Raw genomic sequence first — 19,943 nt, forward strand, 5'->3', positions numbered from 1 at the left:
ACTGGCTCCATGGATCTCGCGAGCATGGGCATCGGTCTGATCTCCATTCCGATTGTCGTGGCACTCGCAGTGCTCTGGATCGCCTCGCTCGTCTCGATCTTCCGCCGGTCGAACGCCATGTCGGGCCTCGAGCTCATCGGCTGGTGCGCGCTCGTGCTCTTCGCGCAGTTCTTCGGCCCGCTCATCTGGTTCTTCATCGGGCGCAGTCGCTACGCAGCACCATGACGCCCGCCTTGTTCGTGCTGCGCGCTCCGCGGGAGGCCGACATCGAAGCGCTCGCGCGAGTCCACGTCGATGCGTGGCGCGAGACCTATGCGGGTCAGTTGCCCGAGGAGTTCTTCGACGATCGCTCTCTCGAGTTCCGGCGGAGAATCTGGACGCGCATGCTCACCGAACCCGCTGAAGGACTGCGCACCGTTCTGGCAGAGCGCGAGGGCACGGTCATCGGGTTCGCTGCCGCGGGCGCCCCTGTCTCGCCCGAACCGCCGCCAGCCGCGTCGCACGAGCTATACATGATCTACCTGCTCGCCGCGCATCACGGCTGCGGGGCCGGGCAGGCGATGTTGGACATGGTGCTGGGCGATTCGGCGGCCTTTCTCTGGGTCGCAGCCGAGAACCCGCGAGCGCACGCCTTCTATGAGCGCAACGGCTTTCGCCTCGACAGCGTCGAGAAGGCAGACCCCAGGGTGCCGAGCTTCCTCGAGCGTCGGATGGTGCGCCCATAGTGCTCGTGCGCACATAGTGCTTGACTTGATCGATGATGATTGCGCAGTTCTGGGGGCCCGAGACGGACGATTTCGTGAATCCGATGATCCCGGCCGGGTACGACCTCGTCTGGTCGATCGGGGGAGTCGTCATCCTCGTCGCACTCGTCGTCGTGTGGGCGGTCGCGCTGCTCTCGATCCAGCGGCATAGCGACCGACTGCCGCCCGCGGCGACCGCGGTGTGGGTCGGCATCGTGCTGTTCGCGAGCGTTCTCGGCGCGATCGCGTGGTTCACGATCGGGCGTCCGCAGGCCCGAGAACGGCCGTCAGCGACGTAGCTCGCTCGCACCGTTTGAGACAGTTCGTGCGCCCGATTCCGTGCGCGGAGTCCGAAACGGTGCGAAAGAGCGGTACTGCGAGCGACGCACGCCGTTTCGGAGCCGGTACTGGGGGCTACGCTCGCGGCATGATGATCGATCCAGGGGTGATCAGGTGGATGCTCGACACCGACCCCGCCCTTCGGTGGCAGGTCGAGCGCGATCTGCTCGAGGAGCCCGAGGCTGTATGGCAGGCGACGCGCGCCCGCATCGCGACGGAGGGGATGGGGGCCGAACTGCTCTCGCACCAGGACCCCGACGGGCAGTGGGCGGGCGGCGCCTACTTCCCCGGCGACTTCGACTGGCACGGCCCCGAGGCGGCCGACGGTGCCGGCCAGCCGTGGACGGCGACGACGTGGACCCTCAACACCCTGCGCGAGTGGGGTCTGGAGGCGTCGGCGCTCGCCGGCACGGCCGAGAAGCTCGCGGCGAACAGCACGTGGGAGTACGACGACCTGCCGTACTGGGGCGGCGAGGTCGACGCGTGCATCAACGGCTTCACCCTCGCCAACGGCGCCTGGCTCGGTGTCGACGTGGAGGGCATCGCCACCTGGTTCGCCGAGCACGCGATGGCCGAAGGCGGCTGGAACTGCGAGTGGGTCGAGGGCTCGACGCGCGCGAGCTTCCCCTCGACGCTCAACTCGCTGAAGGGCATCCTCGACTGGGAGATCAGGACGGGCGACGCGCGCCTCCGCGAGGCGCGTCAGGCGGCCCAGGAATATTTGCTGCGGCGACGGATGCTCTACCGCGAGTCGACGGGCGAGCTCGTCGGCCCCTGGGCGACGTCGTTCGGCTACCCCTTCCGCCACGTGTACACAGCGCTCAACGCCCTCGACTACGTGCGCCGAGCATCCCTGCACGACGACGTCGCGCCCGACGAGCGCGCCACCGACGCGATCGAGGTCGTCCGCGCCGCCCAGCAGCCCGACGGCACGTGGCTGCAGGAGCGCCGCTACCCGGGTCGCGTCTGGTTCGAGCTCGACGTGCCCGTCGGCGAGCGCTCGCCGTGGCTCACGTTCTTCGCGCTGCGCGTGCTGCGTTGGTGGGACGAGAATGACGCGCGCTGACGGTGCATGGCACCAGAATGTCGACATGACCTCAGCGCAGCATCCGGCCGACATGCACGACATGATCCGCGTGCAGGGCGCGCGCGAGAACAATCTGCGCGACGTGAGCCTCGACATCCCGAAACGCCGCCTGACGGTCTTCACGGGCGTGTCGGGCTCGGGCAAGAGCTCGCTCGTCTTCGCGACGATCGCCGCCGAGTCGCAGCGCATGATCAACGAGACGTACAGCGCGTTCGTGCAGGGCTTCATGCCGAGTCTCGCGCGACCGGACGTCGACGTGCTCGAGGGGCTCACGACCGCGATCATCGTCGACCAGGAGCGCATGGGAGCCAACTCTCGCTCCACCGTCGGCACGGCGACGGATGCGAATGCCTTGCTTCGCGTGCTGTTCAGCCGCCTCGGCGACCCGCAGATCGGGCCTCCCAACGCTTTCTCCTTCAACGTGCCGACGACGCGCGTGAGCGGCGAGAGGACGAGCTCGACCGGGGAGACCGTCACGATCGAGAACGAGATCTACCTCGGCGGTATGTGCCCGCGATGCGAGGGCATGGGGGCGGTGAACGACATCGATCTCTCCGAGCTCTACGACGACGGCAGGGCGATCAACGATGGCGCGATCACGGTGCCCGGCTACACGGCCGACGGCTGGATGGTGCGCATCTTCACCGAGTCGGGCCTCGTTGACGGCACCGTGCCGATCCGCGACTTCAGCCCCGAGATGCTGCAGGCCTTCCTCTACAAGGAACCCACCAAGGTCAAGGTGTCGGGAATCAACATGACCTACGAAGGGCTCGTGCCGCGCATCCAGAAATCGATGCTCAGCAAGGACGTCGACGCGATGCAGCCGCACATCCGCGCCTTCGTGGAGCGCGCCGTCACCTTCACGGCCTGCCCGGAGTGCGAGGGCACCCGCCTGAGCGAGGCAGCCCGGTCGTCGCGCATCGATGGCGTGAGCATCGCCGAGGCGTGCGCGATGCAGATCAGCGACCTCGCGATCTGGGTGCGAACGATCGACGCACCGGGTGTCGGCCCGCTGCTGACGACCCTGCAGGGCGCGCTCGACTCGTTCGTCGAGATCGGGCTCGGCTACCTGAGCCTTAATCGGCCAGTCGGCACGCTCTCCGGGGGAGAGGCGCAGCGCACGAAGATGATCCGGCACCTCGGCTCCTCGCTCACCGACGTCACCTATGTCTTCGACGAGCCGACGGTGGGCCTGCACCCGCACGACATCCAGCGCATGAACGAGCTGCTGAAGCGCCTGCGCGACAAGGGCAACACGGTGCTCGTCGTCGAGCACAAGCCCGAGGCGATCGCGATCGCCGATCATGTCGTCGACCTCGGGCCGCGCGCAGGTACGGCGGGCGGCGAGATCGTCTTCGAGGGAACCGTCGCGCAGTTGCGGGGGAGCGGCACCCTCACCGGCCGCCACCTCGACGATCGGGTCACCCTCAAGACCTCGGTGCGAACGCCCTCGGGTGCGATCGAGGTGCGCGGAGCATCCAGCCACAATCTGGAGGCCGTCGATGTCGACGTGCCCCTCGGCGTCCTCGTCGTCGTCACCGGTGTCGCGGGCTCGGGCAAGAGCTCGCTCATTCACGGCTCGATTGCCGGGCGCGACGGCGTCGTCGCGGTCGACCAGGGGGCGATTCGCGGTTCGCGGCGCAGCAATCCCGCGACCTACACGGGCATGCTCGAGCCGATCCGCAAGGCCTTCGCGAAGGCCAACGGCGTCAAGCCGGCGCTCTTCAGCGCGAACTCGGAGGGCGCGTGCCCAACCTGCAAGGGTGCCGGCGTCATCGACACCGATCTCGGGATGCTCGCCTCGGTGTCGTCGCCGTGCGAAGACTGCGGCGGCCGGCGCTTCCAGGCGTCCGTGCTCGAGTACCGGCTGGGCTCAGCCACCATCACCGACGTGCTCGAGATGCCGGTGAGCGAGGCCGTGGGGTTCTTCGCGACGGGGGAGTCACGCGTGCCCGCCGCCCATGCGATCCTCGAGCGTCTCAACGACGTCGGGCTCGGCTACCTGACGATCGGGCAACCGCTCTCGACCCTCTCGGGCGGCGAGCGTCAGCGGCTCAAACTGGCCATGGCGATGGCCGACACCGGCCGAGTGCTCATACTCGACGAGCCCACGACCGGCCTGCACCTCGCCGACGTCGAGCAGCTGCTCGGGCTGCTCGACAGGCTCGTCGACAGCGGCACCTCAGTCATCGTCATCGAGCATCACCAGGCCGTCATGGCGCACGCCGACTGGATCATCGACCTCGGGCCCGGCGCGGGCCACGACGGCGGCCGCATCGTCTTCGAGGGAACACCCGCCGACCTCGTCGCGGACCGCGCGACGCTGACCGGTCAGCACCTCGCGGAGTATGTGGGCGCGTAAGCGACAGTGTTGCACTTTGCTATCAGTGCTACACTTTCGACATGCCCACCGCACGAGCGCGCCACATGCTGACGGAGACCGATGATCTCGCGCGTGCTCTCGACGATGCAGCGGCGGCCTGGCCCGAGCTGCGCGGCGATCGCCCAGCTCTCCTGCGCAGGCTTGTGCAGGCAGGGCACGCGACCCTCGAGGTGCGCGGGGGAGCGCGGGAGGTCATCCGAACCGCAGCGGGCGCTGCAACGGGATCCTATCCACGCGACGCACTGGCCACCCTGCGGACAGAGTGGCCAGAGTGATCATCCTCGACGCGAACGTCCTCATCGCCTTCCTCGACGGCAGCGACGCGCACCACGAGGCGACGCTGGATCTGCTCGAGCGGCGACTCGTTGACGGGTTCGGTGCGAGCGTGCTGACGGTGGCCGAGGCTCTCGTACATCCCACCCGCGCAGGTCGCGAGGCCTCGGCCATGGAGTCTCTGAGAGCGATCGGAGTGGACGTGCTTCCGATCACGGCGAACTCCGCCGAGGCGCTGGCGCGGGTACGGAGCGAGCACCGAGTACGCATGCCGGATGCCGTGGCTCTGCATGCAGCCGTGACCACAAAGTCGGCACTCGCAACGTTCGACGACGCGCTTGCGGCCCCGGCTGAGCGTGCCGGCGTCGTCGTCGCACGCTAGAGCCGACTAGCGGCCCATGCTTCCTCGCATACCTAGTATCCGATAATGCACATTATGTCAGCTCGCTCCAAGTTGGCACTCGAAGGGTGCGCCAGCCGGGTCTAGAGTGACGCTCATGAACACCTCCCCTGACTTCGGACCGTTCGCCGCACTGGGAATCCTGGGCTTCCTGCTGTGGCTCGTCTTCACCGCCGGCATCATCGTGCTGTCGGTGTGGATCACCTACACGGTGATCTGGCGCGCCGTGCGCCGAGGGATGCGTGAGTTCTACTCACAACGTCCTGAACTCCGATAGTCGTCGACACGGCGCACAGGGGCACTGCCGGGTCGGCGACGACTACAGCGTGGTCGCGGGCACGCAGCGCTCTGCGCGCGCACCCGAGGCGAAGCGCGTCGTGCCGATGAGTCGCAGGTCGAGCGGCGCGGCGAGACCCTCGAACAGCCGTGGCCCGTGACCCACGAGCGTCGGGTAGACGACGAACTCGTACTCGTCGATGAGGCCTGCGTCGGCGAGAGCAAGCGGCAGCGCGACGCCGCCCATGTAGAGCCCCTCCCCTGGTTGCTGCTTCAGCATCCTGATTGCGTCCACTGGATCGCCGGTGAGCAGCTCCGTGCTCCAACCATCCGGCTCGCGCGTGCTCGATACGAGGTACTTCTTGGCCGCGGTGATCGACTCCCGGAACGGTCGCATCCACGCGGGCAGTTCCTCCGCGGTGCACCAGAACTCCATGAGCTCGTAGGTCGTGCGGCCGAGGATGATCGCGTCGGCACGGGCGATCGTCTGCGCGGCGTGCTGGTGGGACTCCTCGTCGGGGCGGCCCGCCATGTGGTCGATGCAGCCGTCGAGCGAGACGTTGATGGAGTACCGGAGGGGTATCGCCTGCGGCGGATGTTCTCGTCGCTCGCCGGCATGCCGCTCTCCGAGTACATCCGGCGGCGCCGGATGACCGTGGCCGCGGCCGAGCACGAGCGCCTCACGGCACTGAGCTCGGCCGATCCGCGAGGACTTCTCCCGGTGAGCGCCGACGTCGCCCCGACTTCGCGTCGTCGACGTGCGAGCTATGGCTGCCGCTCGAGAGCGCCTGACGAGTGCGCTGGCGATGACGTCAGTCGTCGAGGTCGCCGAGCACGGCAACGGATGACTCGAGTTCGCCGCCCCGCCAGGCTTCGAGCCCTTCGCGCACGGCGAGGGCGGCGATCACGAGGGCCGCGACGGCGTCCGCCCACCACAGCCCGAACAGGCTGTTGGCGAGGAGCCCCACGAGCGCGGCGCCCGAAAGGTACGTGCACAGCAGCAGCTGCTTCGCATCGGCCTGCACGCTCGTGGATCCGAGCTCGCGACCCGTGCGCGTCTCGACCCACGCGAGCAAGGGCATGACGAGGAGGCTCAGCAGCGCGATGCCGATGCCCCACGGGCTCTCTTCGGGCCGCTCCCCCGTCATGAGGCTCAGGACGGCGTCGATCACGAGGTAGCCCGCCAGGAGGAAGAACGCGACAGCGATCGCTCGTACAGCGGATCTCTCCCAGCGCTCCGGATCCTTGCGGGTGAACTGCCACGCGACCGCGATCGCCGAGAGCGTCTCGATGACCGAGTCGAGCCCGAAGCCGATGAGCGCGGCCGACCCGGCGACCGTACCCGCAGAGATCGCGATGATGGCCTCGACCACGTTGTAGACGATCGTGAAGCCGACGATCAACCTCACCCGTCGGCGCAAGCGTTCACGGCGGGTCAGCATGCGTCGACAGTACTGCGCTCTCGCCGCTGCATCACAGCTGTGAGCCCTGCCCGCTAGCATGCCTGGCATGGCCACCGCACCCGCAACCCTCGAGCGGGTCGCCCGCATGACCGTCGCGACCGTGTACCCGCTCTACGTCGCGAAGCTTGAGCGCAAGGGCCGCACTAAGGCCGAGCTCGACGAGGTCATCACGTGGCTGACCGGGTTCGACAACGCGACGATCGCACGGTATGTGAGCGAGGAGGCGACGTTCGCCGAGTTCTTCGAGCAGTCACGGTTCAACCCGAACGCATCGCTCATCACCGGCGTGATCTGCGGCGTGCGAGTCGAAGAGATCGAAGAACCCCTCATGCAGCGGGTGCGCTACCTCGACAAGCTCGTCGACGAGCTCGCCAAGGGAAAGGCAATGGAGAAGGTGCTGCGGAACTGACACATGCCGACGCGCTGTCCCTGCCTCAGCGGGCTGCCCTACGACGAGTGCTGTGGCCGACTGCACCGCGAAGACTCGCACGCTGCGACCGCCGAGCAGCTCATGCGCTCGCGCTTCAGCGCCTTCGCGGTCGGTGACGCCGAGTACCTGCTCGCCACGTGGCATCGCTCGACGCGCCCGCCAGCTCTCGAACTCGATCCCGAACTGCGCTGGTACCGACTCGACATCCTCGGTTTGAGTGCCGGTGGGCCGCTCGATCGCGAGGGCAGGGTCGAGTTCGAAGCGTTCTACCGCTCCCCCGCCGGCGCCGGGTCTCAGCGCGAGAACAGCAGCTTCCTCCGCGAGGACGGACGTTGGTACTACGTGTCTGCATTGGACTGAGGCGGGTACGAGAGGAGCGCTCAGCGGTCCGTACGCACCGAAGGGCCTCCGCCGAGCTCCTGGAAGAGGGTGAGCTCGACCCCGTCCGGCGCGATCAGTCGGGCGTTGAGCGATTTCCACGGCGTCTCGCGTGCCGACGCGACGACGGTGGCGCCAGCCTCCTGTAGCTCGGTGCTGACACCGACAGAGTCGTCGACCTCGACGGCGACGCGCAACGGCGGGCTGTGATGCCCGTCGGTCTCGATGCGGTCGATGAGGTCGACCTGCGCGGCGTTGGCGAGCTCGAGCGTCGCGCGCCCCACCTCGAGAATCATGACGCGGGCATCCCCCTCGCCCTCGAAAGCGGCCGTCTCCTCGAGACCGAGCGCGTCGCGCCAGAAGGCGACCGCGGCGTCGTAGTCGTCCACCTGGATGACCAACCGAAGCTGACGCGCACTCATCTCAGGCACGCCCCGACTGCGTCGCGTGGGCCCACGCGTCGAGCTTCGCCGCGGCGCGCCCCGAGTCCACCGCGTCAGCCGCGACCGCGAGCTGCTCCCCCAGACGCTCGACGAGCGGTCTGCGCACCTGATCGGGATCCTGCGCGAGGGCGAACGAGACGAGCCCCGCAGCCGCGTTGAGCAGCACGATGTCGCGCACCGGGCCCGACTCCCCCGCGAGCACCGCGCGCGCGAGACCCGCGTTGTGCTCCGGCGTCGACCCCAGCAGGTCGTCGATCTGCGCGGTCGCGATGCCCAGGTCGCTGGGGTCGAGGTCGTGCTCCGTCACCGAGCCGCGTGAGACCTCCCACACGTGCGAATGCCCCGTCGTCGTGAGCTTGTCGATGCCGTCATCGCCGCGATACAGCAGTGCCGTCGCGCCCCGCGTGCGAAACACGCCCACCATGAGCGGCACGCGGTCGAGGTGAGCGACGCCGACGGCCGACGCCTCCGGGCGGGCCGGATTGCACAGCGGGCCGAGGATGTTGAAGACCGTGGACACTCCGAGTTCACGCCGCGCCGGCCCGGCATGGCGGAACCCGGGGTGAAAGGTCGGCGCGTGCAGGTAGGTGAGCCCCACCTCGTCGAAGACGCGCGCAACCCCGTCGGGGTCGAGCTCGAGGTCGATGCCGAGCACGCCGAGCACATCCGAGGCGCCCGAGGCCGAGCTCGCACCCTTGTTGCCGTGCTTGGCGACGGGTACGCCCGTCGCCGCCGCGACGATCGACGCGATTGAGGAGACGTTGACGACGGCGCCGTACGGGTCTCCCCCGGTTCCCACGATGTCGAGAACCATGGGCGGGATGCTCACCTCACGTGCATGCGCGAGCGCAGCATCCCGAAACCCGACGATCTCGTCGACCGTCTCGCCCTTCGCCCGAAGCGCGACGAGGAAGCCGGCGAGCTGCGCCTCGGTGACCTCCCCCGACATGACCTGGCGCATCGCCCAGGACGCGTCGGCGATCGAGAAATCCTCGCGCTCGAGGAGTCTCGTGAGCAAAGTCGGCCAGGTGAGCGTCGCGGGCATGGCCCCAGGCTACTAAATAGGTGTCATTGGGCATGTCGGCGGGCCCGAACCATCAGGATCATCGGTCATAATGGGTGAGTGACCAGCACCTCTCTCTCCAGTTCGCTCAGCGCGCCCACGATCAACCGACCGAATGTCGTCGCCGTGGGCACGATCGTCTGGCTGGGTAGCGAAGTCATGTTCTTCGCCGGCCTCTTTGCGATCTACTTCACGCTCAGGTCGACCTCCCCCGACCTGTGGACGGCGGGCACGGAGAAGCTCAACGTCCCCTTCGCCGCGACGATCACGACGATTCTGGTGCTCTCCTCGGTCACCGCGCAGTTCGGCGTCTTCGCCGCCGAGCGCCTGCAGCCGCGACGCACGGGTTGGAAGCCCACGCAGTGGGGCATGATCGAGTGGTTCTTCCTCACCTACGCCATGGGCGCGGTCTTCGTCGCCGGCCAGGTCTACGAATACTCGGTGCTCGTGAGCGAGTTCGTGACCCTCAACTCCGACGCTTTCGGCTCGGCCTTCTACCTCACGACCGGCTTCCACGGCCTCCACGTGACCGGCGGCCTCATCGCCTTCCTCCTGGTAATCGGGCGCGCGTATGCCGTGAAGATCTTCACACATCAGGATGCGACCAGCGCGATCGTGGTTTCCTATTACTGGCACTTCGTCGACGTGGTCTGGATCGGCCTGTTCCTCGTCATCTACATCCTGCAATAGCCGCAGCGCCCCGAACCGCTTCGACGAGACGCCCCCTACAGACGAAACGAGACACAGCACACCATGGCACTCACCTCCGCAGCATCGCCCCGGCGGGCCGGCCGTCGTAGCCCACTGGCCACAACCGCCCTGCTCGTGGTCGGGCTGCTCGCGACCGGGGGTGCTTACGCGCTCGTCACCGCTTCGGCGACGGCAGACGCAAAAGCAGCTAGCGCCCAGATCGTCGAAGAAGGCGGCAAGCTCTTCGCTACGAATTGCGCGAGCTGCCACGGCCTCCTGGGGCAGGGCACCGCAGCCGGGCCGAGCGTGATCGGGGTCGGCGCTCTCGCAGTCGACTTCCAGGTCGGCACGGGACGCATGCCCCTGGCCGCGTCGGGCCCGCAGGCCGAGGTCAAGCCCGCTCAATTCACGCAGGAGCAGATCGATGCGATGGCCGCATGGGTCGCCGAACTCGCCCCGGGCCCCGCGATCCCCGCAGACCGCTATGTCGAAGGCGACGGCAACGCCGCCAACGGCGCCCAGCTGTTCCGCACCAACTGCGCCATGTGCCACAACGTGGCCGGCGCGGGGGGCGCCTTGACGGAGGGCAAGTGGGCGCCGGGCCTGGCCAATATCGACCCCGTGTATGTCTACGCCGCCATGGTCACGGGCCCCCAGAACATGCCGGTCTTCAGCGACCTCAACCTGTCGCCTGAGGAGAAGAACGACATCATCACGTACCTGCGGTACATCGATGAGAACCCGTCAGTCGGCGGTTTCGATCTCGGTAGCCTGGGCCCCGTCTCGGAGGGCCTCTTCATCTGGATCTTCGGCCTCGGAGGACTCGTCGCAGTGACGATCTGGCTCACCGCCAAGTCCAACTGAGCCGCGACACGTACCTGACGAAAGGGACTTGGCAATGGCGGAGGTTCACGAGGGAGCCGCGGGCTCGGAGGTCGAGAAGCACGAGAGCACAGCGCCCAGGTCGGCGACTGCGGTCGTGCGTGCTGATCGCATCCCCAACCCCGGCTTCCCGCCGGAGCGCCTGAGGGTCACCGATCTCGACCCGAAGAAGGAGAAGCAGGCGGAGCGCACCGTGAGCGGGCTCTTCCTGCTGTCGATCGTGGGCAGCATCATCGCCGTCGTCGCGTACATCGTGCTCCCCATCGAGGAGGGCAACCCAGGCTCGGTCCGCCTCAACAACCTCTTCCTCGGCGTCGGCATCACCCTCGGCCTCCTCGGCATCGGCATCGGTGCCGTGCACTGGTCGAAGGCGCTCATGCACGGCCACGAGCTCGTCGAGCAACGCCACCCCACGCGCGGCAGCGACGAATCGCGCACGCGCGCCGTCGAGATCTTCCGCGAGTCCAACAAGGAGTCGGGCTTCACGCGTCGCAGCCTCGTGCGCAACACCCTCATCGGTGCTCTCGTGGCCACGCCGATCCCCGCAGTCGCCCTGTTCCGCGACCTCGCGCCAGAGGAAGACCCGATCGCGCTCCTCAAGCAAACGATGTGGGAGGAGGGCACGCGCCTCGCCCTCGATCCCTCGGGCGTGCCCATCCGGGCTTCCGACGTCACCATCGGCTCCGTGTTCCACGTCATTCCCGAGGGCCTAGCCGAGCTCGAGTCGCACCGCCTGGAGGAGAAGGCGAAGGCCGCCGTGCTCCTCATGCGCCTCCCTCCGGACGAGCTCAACATCCGCGAGGGCCGCGAGACCTGGTCGTACGACGGCATCGTCGCCTACTCCAAGATCTGCACGCACGTGGGGTGCCCCGTTGCGCTGTACGAGCAGCAGACGCACCACCTGCTGTGCCCCTGCCACCAGTCCCAGTTCGACGTCGCGAACCACTGCGAGGTCATCTTCGGGCCGGCGGCACGCCCTCTTCCCCAGCTCCCGATCACTGTGGACGACGAGGGTTACCTAGTCGCGCGACGCGACTTCGAAGAACCTGTGGGACCGAGTTTCTGGGAGCGTGAACTGTGAGCACCACTGCCGCTGCACCCGCCACCGGGTCGACCGAGGCCGTGCCGTCGCGCGGCATGCGGTTCACCGGCTGGGCGGCGAATTACGTCGACGAGCGGACGAGCGCGTCCACGGCCGTCAAGGCCCTGGGGCGCAAGATCTTCCCCGACCACTGGTCGTTCATGCTCGGCGAGGTCGCTCTCTACAGCTTCATCGTCATCCTCCTGAGCGGCACCTTCCTCACCTTCTTCTTCGACCCCTCGATGACCGAGGTCGAGTACGAGGGCTCCTACCTGCCGCTCAACGGCATTCCGATGTCCGTCGCTTACGCGACCTCGCTCGACATCTCGTTCGAGATCCGCGGCGGACTCCTCATGCGCCAGGTCCACCACTGGGCCGCACTGCTGTTCGTCGCCTCCATCGGCTTACACATGCTGCGCGTGTTTTTCACGGGTGCCTTCCGCAAGCCGCGCGAGCTCAACTGGATCGTCGGCTTCCTGCTCTTCGTCATGGCGATGGCGCTGGGCTTCACGGGCTACTCGCTCCCCGACGACCTCCTCTCGGGCAACGGCCTGCGCATCATCGACGGCATGATCAAGGCGGTTCCCGTCGCCGGCGGCTGGATCTCCTACCTGCTGTTCGGCAACGAGTTCCCCGGCACCGACATCATCCCGCGCCTCTACGTGCTCCACATCATGCTGCTGCCGGCGATCACGATCGCTCTCATCGGTATTCACATGGTTCTGCTCGTGGTCAACAAGCACACTCAGTTCGCCGCGCCGGGCCGCACCAATGACAACGTCGTGGGCGCCCCCGTCATGCCGGTGTTCGCCGCCAAGGCCGGTGGGTTCTTCTTCATCGTCTTCGGCGTCATCGTGCTGATCGCGTCATTCTTCACGATCAACCCGATCTGGAACTACGGGCCGTACGACCCCTCCCCCGTCTCGGCCGGCACCCAGCCGGACTGGTACATCGGCTTCGCGGACGGCGCCTTGCGACTTATCCCGTCGAACCTGGAGTCGGTCATCTTCGGCTACACCTGGTCGTGGGGTGTGCTCATCCCGTTGGTCGGCCTCGTGCTGTTCCTCGCCGTCGTGGCGCTCTACCCGTTCCTCGAGGCATGGGTGAGCGGCGACAAGCGCGAGCACCACATCGCTGAGCGCCCTCGCAACGCCCCAGCCCGCACCGCCATCGGCGCCGCCGGCGTGGTGTTCTACGCCGTGCTGTGGGCTGCTGCGAGCTCAGACCTCATCGCGACGCACTTCCGGCTGTCGATCGAGGGGGTGATCCTCGCCCTGCAGACCCTCGCCATCGCGGGCCCCATCATCGCGTACCTCGTCACGAAGCGCGTGTGCCTCGCCCTGCAGCGCAAGGATCGCGAGATTGCCCTGCACGGGTTCGAATCGGGCCGCATCGTGCGCCTGCCCGGCGGCGAGTACATCGAGGTGCACGAGCAGCTCGACGACTACGAGCGCTGGAAGCTAGTGAGCTACGAGGAGTACCAGCCGCTCATGGTCCGACCGGACGACCGCGGACGCATCACCGTCCGTCAGCGCGTCCGTGCCGGTCTCTCGCGCTGGTTCTTCGAAGACCGCATCGCGCCCGTCACGGTGCGCGAGCTGGAGCAGCAGAAGCACTAGGCACGCTTCACGAGAAGGGGGTTCCCGCTCACCTGGACGGGAACCCCCTTTCGTGTCCGCTAGACGAAGAACTCCAGCTCGACCTCGTCACGCAGCGAGGCTACGAGTTGCTCGACGATGAGCGAACGCTCCTGCGCCGTTGCCTGTTGCTGCAGCTGGTCGCGCACATCCTCGAACGGTGGAATCACCTCCGCGGCCGCGCCTGACTCCTCCTGCTGGGCGAGGACGGCCTCGTAGAGCTCGCGTAGCTCGTCCTCTGTGAACGTGAGCTCACCGACCTCCGTGGCGATCACCGCGTCGATCGTGGCCTGTGCCGTAAGTTCCTCTCGAGCCTGCTCCTCATTCAGACCCTGCTTAGCGAGCAGGTCGAACAGCTCCTCCACGGAGCCGAGCTGATTCTGCGCGGCCAGCGTCTCCGCGAGGCGATCAACGTCGGCCTCCGACGCCTCGATCCCCTCTCGTTCCGCTTCCCGCTCCAGCAGTTCGACGGTGACGAGGTTCTCCGCCACCTCGCGCTGCAGAGCTGACTCGTCGACCGGCACCCCGGTCTGCTGAGCCTGCAGCGATGCTTGCGCGTACTGAGACGAGTACGCCTGAAGGAAGTCCTCCCTCGAGATCGCCTCGCCGTCGATCTCGGCGACGACCTCGGGAATGCTCGCCAGGTCGGGTGCCCCACTCTCCTGCTGCTCACTCGACGAGTCATCCGCCGAAGACGTGTCCTCGTCCGTCGACGCCATCGTGCATCCCGCGATGCCGAGAAGGCAAAGAGCGGCTCCTGCCGCCCACACGGTGGTCGTTCGTCTGGTCATGCCGTCGTCCCTTCACGTGCGTACAAAGGGACGACTCTACGAGGATGAGCCTTGGTGACGACTGAGGCGGTGGAGCAGTGGCGGGAGCCGCCTAGAAGACCCGTCGCATGTATTCGGCGTTCTGCGTGTAGCCGAGTCGGTCGTAGAAGCCGCCGGCTCTCCGAGCGGCGACGGTGAGCTGGCGTACACCACGGCGCACGCACTCGGTCTCGACGGCATGCACGAGCTGCGTACCCAGATCCTGCCCCCGCACCGCTTCATCCACGGCGATCTCCTGCAACTGGGCCGAGAGTCCGTTGGTCGACAGAAGGCGGGCGACCGTCGTGAGCGCGTAGCCGCTCACCGCCCCCTCGTCGTCCTCCGCCACATAGAGGAAGGCGCCGGAATCGTCCGCCCCATCCACGAGTGCCGCGAAGCTCTCGTCGAAGGCCGCTCGAACGGGCACGAAAGCCGCGCCGAGCTGCCGTACGAGGGCGAACACCGCGTCCGCATCAGCGGAGGCCGCAGAACGCACGATCATGTCAGCGCCCGAAGTTGCCGCGGTAGTACTCGTACACCCAGCCCACGAGGGCGATGAGAGGGATGACGACCGCGTAGCCCACGATCCAGAAATCGATCGCCAGACCCAGGAAGACCAGTGCGGCACCGCCGGCGAGGACGACGGGCCACCAACTCCACGGCGGGAAGAAGCCCTGCTCGGCATCGCCGTCATCGATGTCGGCGTCACCACGGTCCTCCGGCAGCTCGCCACCCTGATTGCGGTAGACGAGTCTCAAGTAGAAGGCGATGAACACCGAAAGCACGGCGCACAGGCCCAGGGCCACGGCGCCGACCCACTCGACCTGGCCGGTGTCGAGAATCGACCAGCCGACGTAGATCGCGGTCAGGGCGACGAAGAAGACCAGAAGGATCCAGAACAGGTTGATGTTCGTCTTCATGTCGGGCCGCTCACTTCACCTTGTCTTCGCTGATGTCGTACGTGTCCGCATCCGGGGCGTCCTTTGCCGGACCGATGCCCATGGGCATTCCCGCCTCCGGGTGGTTGAGGTCGAACGCCGGCGACTCCGATCGGATGCGCGGGATCGACGAGAAGTTGTGCCGCGGCGGCGGGCAGCTCGTCGCCCACTCGAGCGAGCGGCCGTAGCCCCACGGGTCGTTGACCGTCACCTTCGGGGCGCGACGCGCGGTGATGTACACGTTGAGGAGGAACGGGATCATCGACGCCGCGAGCAGGAACGAGCCGAAAGTCGACAGCTGGTTCATCCAGGTGAACCCGTCTTCGACGAGATAGGTCGCGTAGCGGCGGGGCATGCCCACGACTCCGAGCCAGTGCTGCACCAGGAACGTCGCGTGGAAGCCGATGAACAGGGTCCAGAAGTGGATGTGGCCGAGACGCTCGTTGAGCATCTTGCCCGTCCACTTGGGCCACCAGAAGTAGAAGCCGGCGAACATCGCGAACACGACGGTGCCGAACACCACGTAGTGGAAGTGGGCGACCACGAAGTAGGAGTCGGAGACAGCGAAGTCGAGCGGTGGCGAGGCGAGGATGACGCCCGTGAGCCCGCCGAATACGAAGGTTACGAGAAACCCGAGCGCCCACACGATCGGTGTCTCGAAGGTCACCGAGCCGCGCCACATCGTGCCGATCCAGTTGAAGATCTTCACACCCGTCGGCACGGCGATGAGCATCGTCATGAGCGAGAAGAACGGCAGCAGCACCGAGCCGGTCACGTACATGTGGTGGGCCCACACCGTGATCGAGAGCGCCGCGATCGCGATCGTCGCGTAGACGAGCGTCTTGTACCCGAAGATCGGCTTGCGGCTGAATACGGGGAAGATCTCGGAGACGATGCCGAAGAAGGGTAGAGCGATGATGTATACCTCTGGGTGCCCGAAGAACCAGAATAGGTGCTGCCAGAGGATCGCTCCTCCCGTCGCCGCATCGAATACGTGCGAGCCGAACATCCGGTCGGAGCCGAGGGCGAAGAGAGCCGCGGCGAGCACCGGAAACGCCATGAGGACGAGCAACGAGGTCACGAGGGTGTTCCACGTGAAGATCGGCATGCGCCACATCGTCATGCCCGGAGCGCGCATCGTAATGATGGTCGTGATGAAGTTCACAGCGCCGAGGATGGTGCCGAACCCGCTGAGGATGAGCCCAAAAACCCACATGTTGCCGCCGAGTCCCGGGGTGAAGGTCTGGGAAGACAACGGTGCGTACGCGAACCATCCGAACGAGGCCGCACCCTGCGGCGTCAGGAATCCCGCAACGGCGATGAGCGAGCCGAAGGAGTACAGCCAGTACGCGAAAGCGTTCAGGCGCGGGAAGGCGACATCAGGAGCGCCGATCTGGAGGGGCATGAGCACGTTCGCGAAGCCCGCGAAGAGCGGCGTCGCGAACATGAGGAGCATGATCGTGCCGTGCATCGTGAACAGCTGGTTGTACTGCTCCTTGGTGGCGACGACCTCGAGGCCCGGCGCGAAGAGCTGAACGCGAATGACAAGCGCCAGCACGCCGCCGATGAGGAAGTACACGAACGACGTGATCAGGTACATATATCCGATGGTCTTGTGATCGGTGGAGGTGATCCACCCGACGAAGACGTTGCCCTTGCGCCCGACGGTGGGAGATACGTGACCGGGCTCGCTCGTCGAGACGGTCGGCCTGGGTGCGGTCGTAGTCATGCCCGCCTACTCCTCTTCCGTGATGCCGGTCGTGCCCGGCAGGTTCGCGTTGGTGTTGAACTCTTCGCCGACGCTGCCGACGTTGCCCTGAGCCCGCAGGACGTCCATCTGGGCGTCGTACTCCTCCTGGGAGACGACCTCGACGTTGAACAGCATGAGCGAGTGGTACTCGCCGCACAGCTCAGCGCATTTGCCCGCGTACGTGCCCTCCTTCTGAGGGATGAAGTACCAGTAATTGGTCTTGGCGGGAATCATGTCCTTCTTGTACAGGAAATCGATGATCCAGAACGAGTGGATGACGTCGCGCGACTCGATCTTGATTTCGACCTTCTTGTCCACGGGAAGGTACAGGGTCGGTAGCGCGTCGACGTCGATCTCGTTGTTCGGGCCCGTCTCCTGAGCCTGGATGCCCTGGTAGAAGACGTCGTCGGTGATGTAGTTGAAGTCCCATGCCCAGCGCTTGCCGTAGACCTCGATCGTCACGTCGGGGTCGGCGAGCGGTGCTTCGATCTCGGCCTGGTCGCGCGCGGTGAAGGCGAAGAAGCCGAGGACGAGGATGAGGGGCACGACCGTGTAGAAGATCTCGATCGGCATGTTGTAGCGCAGCTGCACCGGCAGGCCGGTCTGGCCCTTGCGGCGGCGATAGACGATCGCCGCCCAGATGATGAGGCCCCAGGTGATGGCGCCCACGGCCAGGAGGACGATCCAGGACGTGACCCAGAGACCGATGACACGGTCGACCTGGTTGGTCGTGCCGGGTTCGGTCGGCAGCCAGCCGAGGGTCTGCTGCGTCGTGCAGCCCGCGAGGGCGACCGTAGTGACGATCGCGAGCGGTATGGCCGTCAATCGAAGACGTCGGTTGGAGCGCACCGGTGACCTCTCGAGCTGGGGAGCGGGGAACCGTTTCAGTCTATGTCACCGCGCCCTGCGGAACCGCCCTGCGACGCTCCGAGATGACTGCCAAACCGGTGCACGAACGACAGAAGGGCACCCTCATCAGATGAGGATGCCCTGCTCTCGGGTCTGGCGGGAGAGCCTCAGTGGAAGCTGTCTCCGCACGCGCAGCTGCCGCCCGCGTTCGGGTTGTCGATCGTGAAGCCCTGCTTCTGGATCGTGTCTTCAAAGTCGATCGAGGCGCCTTCGAGGTAAGGGACGCTCATCTTGTCGACGACGACCTCGACACCATCGAAGTCACGACGGCTGTCGCCGTCGAGCATGCGCTCGTCGAAGTACAGCTGGTAGATGAGCCCCGAGCAGCCGCCGGGCTGCACGGCGAGGCGCAGACGGAGGTCGTCGCGACCCTCCTGCTCGAGCAGCGAGCGGACCTTCGCGGCGGCCGCGTCGGTGAGCGAGACGCCGTGCGTGCTGGTCATCGTGTCGGTCATGAGACCTCCTAGGTATCGGGAAAGCTGACCCTCAGTGTACGCCTCTCCCCCGCGCGCTACGGCAGACTCACGGCTCCGTCCAGGCGCGCCAGCAGGAGAGCCTCAGTGAGGATCGCCCGGTGGAACACACCGAGGTGGAGCGACTCGTTGGGACTGTGCGCCCGCGTCTCCGGATCCTCCACGCCCGTCACGAGCACCTGAGCCTCGGGGAAGGTCTGCGCGAGCTGCGCGATGAAGGGGATCGAGCCGCCGACGCCCGTGAGCTGCGGCGTCTCGCCCCACGCCTCCTCCATGGCCGTGAGCACGTCGTCGACGGCCCAGCCCGAGGTGTCGACGAGGAAGGGGTTGCCGAGATCGACCGCCGAGAACGTCACGTGCGCCCCGAACGGCGTGCGTGCTCGGATGTGGCGCTCGATCGCCATGAAGGCTTCCCGCGCGGATTGGCCCGGCGCGACGCGGCAGCTGATCTTGACGGTCACCGAGGGCAGCAGGGTGTTGGACGCGTTCTGCACACTCGGCGCATCGATACCCGTCACCGTGATGGCGGGTTGCGCCCAGAGCCGGTGCAGGATCTCGCCGCGGCCGATCGACGAGACTCCCTCGAGAAGAGCCGCATCCTCACGGAGACGCACCTCCGTGAAGGGCGGCACCTCCTGGGTGTGCGAGGTGAGGCCCTCGACCGCTACGGCGCCATCATCGTCGTGAAGGCTCGCGAGCACGCGCACCAGGGCGAGCATCGCATCGGGCGCGGCGCCACCGAGCATGCCCGAGTGGGATGCATGGCCGAGGGTGGAGACGGTAAGCTGGAAGGCCGTGTTGCCGCGCAGGCCGATGGTGAGCGAAGGCGTCGTCGTCGTCCAGTTGTCGGAGTCGGCGACCACGATGACGTCCGCCGCGAGGAGCTCTCGATGCGCGGCGAGCATCGCCTCGAACGATCGTGACCCGAACTCCTCCTCGCCCTCGATGAAGACGACGAGACCGAGGTCGGGGTCAGAGCCCTGCACCTCCAGGAGCGCGCGGATCGCGGCAACGTGTGCGAGCACGCCCGCCTTGTCATCGGCGGCCCCGCGCGCGTAGAGCCGGTCACCGCGCAGGGTAGGCTCGAAGGGGGGCGACTGCCAGTCCCCCTCCTCCCCCGGGGGCTGCACGTCGTGGTGCGCGTAGAGCATGACGGTCGGGCGACCCCCTCGGGGCTCCCGGCGGGCGAGAACCGCGGGCTGACCCAACTCACCCGAGCCTGGCAGCGGAGCGCGCTCGATCGTGACCGTGTCGAACACGCCGAGATCGGTCAGGAGCGCGGCGACCGTCTCCGCCGACTCCTGGACGTGGCGGGGATCGAAGCCGTCCCACGACACCGAGGGGATGCGCACGAGCCTCGAGAGGTCGGCGATCGCCGCGGGGAGTCCGTCGCGCACGGCATCCGTGAGCCGCTCGCGGATCTCGGTCGGGGTCGACGGGCGGGCAGGACGAGCGTCGGAGGTCATGCCGGTAATCTTAAGACCCTGCCCCACAAC

25 protein-coding genes and 1 pseudogene are annotated in these 19,943 nt (G+C 67.0%); 15 read left to right on the plus strand and 11 right to left on the minus strand.

Annotated features, from left to right (window positions below; all coding sequences use genetic code 11):
- Positions 1-9: 9 nt before the first annotated feature.
- From HUJ41_RS06765 to HUJ41_RS06800, 8 genes are all read left to right on the plus strand, one after another.
- Positions 10-225: a PLDc N-terminal domain-containing protein gene (locus HUJ41_RS06765; RefSeq protein ID WP_179871918.1), complete on the plus strand. Its 216-nt coding sequence runs from the start codon at positions 10-12 to the stop codon at positions 223-225.
- Positions 222-725, plus strand: coding sequence for a GNAT family N-acetyltransferase (locus tag HUJ41_RS06770; protein ID WP_179871919.1), 504 nt, complete (start codon positions 222-224; stop codon positions 723-725). Before HUJ41_RS06765 ends, HUJ41_RS06770 begins: the two co-directional genes overlap by 4 nt.
- A 32-nt stretch (positions 726-757) precedes the next feature.
- Positions 758-1,042, plus strand: a complete 285-nt coding sequence (locus HUJ41_RS06775; RefSeq protein ID WP_179871920.1) for a PLD nuclease N-terminal domain-containing protein — start codon at positions 758-760, stop codon at positions 1,040-1,042.
- Positions 1,043-1,170: 128 nt separating this feature from the next.
- A complete protein-coding gene (locus HUJ41_RS06780; protein WP_179871921.1) occupies positions 1,171-2,148 on the plus strand; it encodes a squalene cyclase in 978 nt (325 codons plus the stop codon).
- 25 nt (positions 2,149-2,173) lie between these two features.
- Complete coding sequence (locus tag HUJ41_RS06785; protein ID WP_179871922.1) at positions 2,174-4,531, plus strand: ATP-binding cassette domain-containing protein; 2,358 nt, start codon at positions 2,174-2,176, stop codon at positions 4,529-4,531.
- 41 nt (positions 4,532-4,572) lie between these two features.
- Positions 4,573-4,827, plus strand: a complete 255-nt coding sequence (locus HUJ41_RS06790; RefSeq protein ID WP_179871923.1) for a hypothetical protein — start codon at positions 4,573-4,575, stop codon at positions 4,825-4,827.
- A complete protein-coding gene (locus tag HUJ41_RS06795) occupies positions 4,824-5,207 on the plus strand; it encodes a type II toxin-antitoxin system VapC family toxin (RefSeq protein ID WP_179871924.1) in 384 nt (127 codons plus the stop codon). Before HUJ41_RS06790 ends, HUJ41_RS06795 begins: the two co-directional genes overlap by 4 nt.
- Positions 5,208-5,322: 115 nt before the next feature.
- Complete coding sequence (locus HUJ41_RS06800) at positions 5,323-5,502, plus strand: hypothetical protein (protein WP_179871925.1); 180 nt, start codon at positions 5,323-5,325, stop codon at positions 5,500-5,502.
- A gap of 42 nt (positions 5,503-5,544) precedes the next feature.
- Here the strand turns inward: HUJ41_RS06800 and HUJ41_RS06805 are convergent, their stop codons facing one another.
- A complete protein-coding gene (locus tag HUJ41_RS06805) occupies positions 5,545-6,033 on the minus strand; it encodes a dihydrofolate reductase family protein (RefSeq protein WP_179873913.1) in 489 nt (162 codons plus the stop codon).
- Between HUJ41_RS06805 and HUJ41_RS12765 the strand changes: the two are divergent.
- Positions 6,034-6,171: pseudogene (locus tag HUJ41_RS12765) on the plus strand (helix-turn-helix transcriptional regulator); the annotation flags it as partial.
- Between the two features lie 142 nt (positions 6,172-6,313).
- Here HUJ41_RS12765 and HUJ41_RS06810 read toward each other — a convergent pair.
- Positions 6,314-6,943, minus strand: coding sequence for a cation efflux transmembrane domain-containing protein (locus tag HUJ41_RS06810; protein WP_179871926.1), 630 nt, complete (start codon positions 6,941-6,943; stop codon positions 6,314-6,316).
- A 67-nt stretch (positions 6,944-7,010) separates the two neighbouring features.
- On the opposite strand from HUJ41_RS06810, the gene HUJ41_RS06815 reads away from it, so the two are divergent.
- Together HUJ41_RS06815 and HUJ41_RS06820 are read left to right on the plus strand one after the other, a co-directional pair.
- A complete protein-coding gene (locus HUJ41_RS06815; protein WP_179871927.1) occupies positions 7,011-7,373 on the plus strand; it encodes a DUF2200 domain-containing protein in 363 nt (120 codons plus the stop codon).
- Positions 7,374-7,376: 3 nt separating this feature from the next.
- Positions 7,377-7,754 carry a YchJ family protein gene (locus HUJ41_RS06820; protein WP_179871928.1) on the plus strand — a complete coding sequence of 126 codons (378 nt, stop codon included), beginning with the start codon at positions 7,377-7,379 and terminating at the stop codon, positions 7,752-7,754.
- A 20-nt stretch (positions 7,755-7,774) separates the two neighbouring features.
- On the opposite strand, the gene HUJ41_RS06825 is transcribed toward HUJ41_RS06820, so the two are convergent.
- Together HUJ41_RS06825 and trpD are read right to left on the minus strand one after the other, a co-directional pair.
- The gene (locus HUJ41_RS06825) at positions 7,775-8,194 is read right to left on the minus strand and encodes a VOC family protein (RefSeq protein ID WP_179873914.1); all 420 of its coding nucleotides are present in this window, start codon (positions 8,192-8,194) and stop codon (positions 7,775-7,777) included.
- A gap of 1 nt (position 8,195) precedes the next feature.
- Positions 8,196-9,260: an anthranilate phosphoribosyltransferase gene (trpD, locus tag HUJ41_RS06830; protein WP_179871929.1), complete on the minus strand. Its 1,065-nt coding sequence runs from the start codon at positions 9,258-9,260 to the stop codon at positions 8,196-8,198.
- 78 nt (positions 9,261-9,338) lie between these two features.
- Between trpD and ctaE the strand changes: the two genes are divergently transcribed.
- The 4 genes from ctaE to qcrB all read left to right on the plus strand — a co-directional run bounded on the left by ctaE (position 9,339) and on the right by qcrB (position 13,550).
- Entirely contained in the window at positions 9,339-9,968 is a 630-nt protein-coding gene (ctaE, locus tag HUJ41_RS06835) for an aa3-type cytochrome oxidase subunit III (protein ID WP_179871930.1), read from the plus strand.
- Positions 9,969-10,031: 63 nt separating this feature from the next.
- Positions 10,032-10,832 (plus strand): cytochrome bc1 complex diheme cytochrome c subunit, encoded by an 801-nt coding sequence (qcrC, locus tag HUJ41_RS06840; RefSeq protein ID WP_179871931.1) that lies wholly within the window; start codon positions 10,032-10,034, stop codon positions 10,830-10,832.
- A 34-nt stretch (positions 10,833-10,866) separates the two neighbouring features.
- The gene (qcrA, locus tag HUJ41_RS06845) at positions 10,867-11,931 is read left to right on the plus strand and encodes a cytochrome bc1 complex Rieske iron-sulfur subunit (RefSeq protein ID WP_179871932.1); all 1,065 of its coding nucleotides are present in this window, start codon (positions 10,867-10,869) and stop codon (positions 11,929-11,931) included.
- A complete protein-coding gene (gene qcrB, locus HUJ41_RS06850; protein ID WP_152584287.1) occupies positions 11,928-13,550 on the plus strand; it encodes a cytochrome bc1 complex cytochrome b subunit in 1,623 nt (540 codons plus the stop codon). The genes qcrA and qcrB overlap by 4 nt, the downstream gene beginning before the upstream one ends.
- 59 nt (positions 13,551-13,609) lie before the next feature.
- Here the strand turns inward: qcrB and HUJ41_RS06855 are convergent, their stop codons facing one another.
- The 7 genes from HUJ41_RS06855 to HUJ41_RS06885 all read right to left on the minus strand — a co-directional run bounded on the left by HUJ41_RS06855 (position 13,610) and on the right by HUJ41_RS06885 (position 19,913).
- Entirely contained in the window at positions 13,610-14,359 is a 750-nt protein-coding gene (locus HUJ41_RS06855; protein WP_179871933.1) for a SurA N-terminal domain-containing protein, read from the minus strand.
- A gap of 91 nt (positions 14,360-14,450) precedes the next feature.
- Entirely contained in the window at positions 14,451-14,879 is a 429-nt protein-coding gene (locus HUJ41_RS06860; RefSeq protein ID WP_152583494.1) for a GNAT family N-acetyltransferase, read from the minus strand.
- Between the two features lies 1 nt (position 14,880).
- Positions 14,881-15,297 (minus strand): aa3-type cytochrome oxidase subunit IV, encoded by a 417-nt coding sequence (gene ctaF, locus HUJ41_RS06865; RefSeq protein WP_152583495.1) that lies wholly within the window; start codon positions 15,295-15,297, stop codon positions 14,881-14,883.
- Between the two features lie 10 nt (positions 15,298-15,307).
- Positions 15,308-17,044 (minus strand): aa3-type cytochrome oxidase subunit I, encoded by a 1,737-nt coding sequence (ctaD, locus tag HUJ41_RS06870; protein WP_152583496.1) that lies wholly within the window; start codon positions 17,042-17,044, stop codon positions 15,308-15,310.
- A 6-nt stretch (positions 17,045-17,050) separates the two neighbouring features.
- Positions 17,051-17,914 carry an aa3-type cytochrome oxidase subunit II gene (gene ctaC, locus HUJ41_RS06875; protein WP_152583497.1) on the minus strand — a complete coding sequence of 288 codons (864 nt, stop codon included), beginning with the start codon at positions 17,912-17,914 and terminating at the stop codon, positions 17,051-17,053.
- A gap of 167 nt (positions 17,915-18,081) precedes the next feature.
- On the minus strand, positions 18,082-18,429 hold the full coding sequence (locus HUJ41_RS06880; RefSeq protein ID WP_152583498.1) for a HesB/IscA family protein: 348 nt from the start codon (positions 18,427-18,429) through the stop codon (positions 18,082-18,084).
- Positions 18,430-18,485: 56 nt separating this feature from the next.
- Positions 18,486-19,913, minus strand: coding sequence for a dipeptidase (locus tag HUJ41_RS06885; protein WP_179871934.1), 1,428 nt, complete (start codon positions 19,911-19,913; stop codon positions 18,486-18,488).
- Positions 19,914-19,943 lie beyond the last annotated feature (30 nt).

The organism is Microcella indica (assembly GCF_013414345.1).
Classification (GTDB): Bacteria; Actinomycetota; Actinomycetes; order Actinomycetales; family Microbacteriaceae; genus Microcella; species Microcella indica.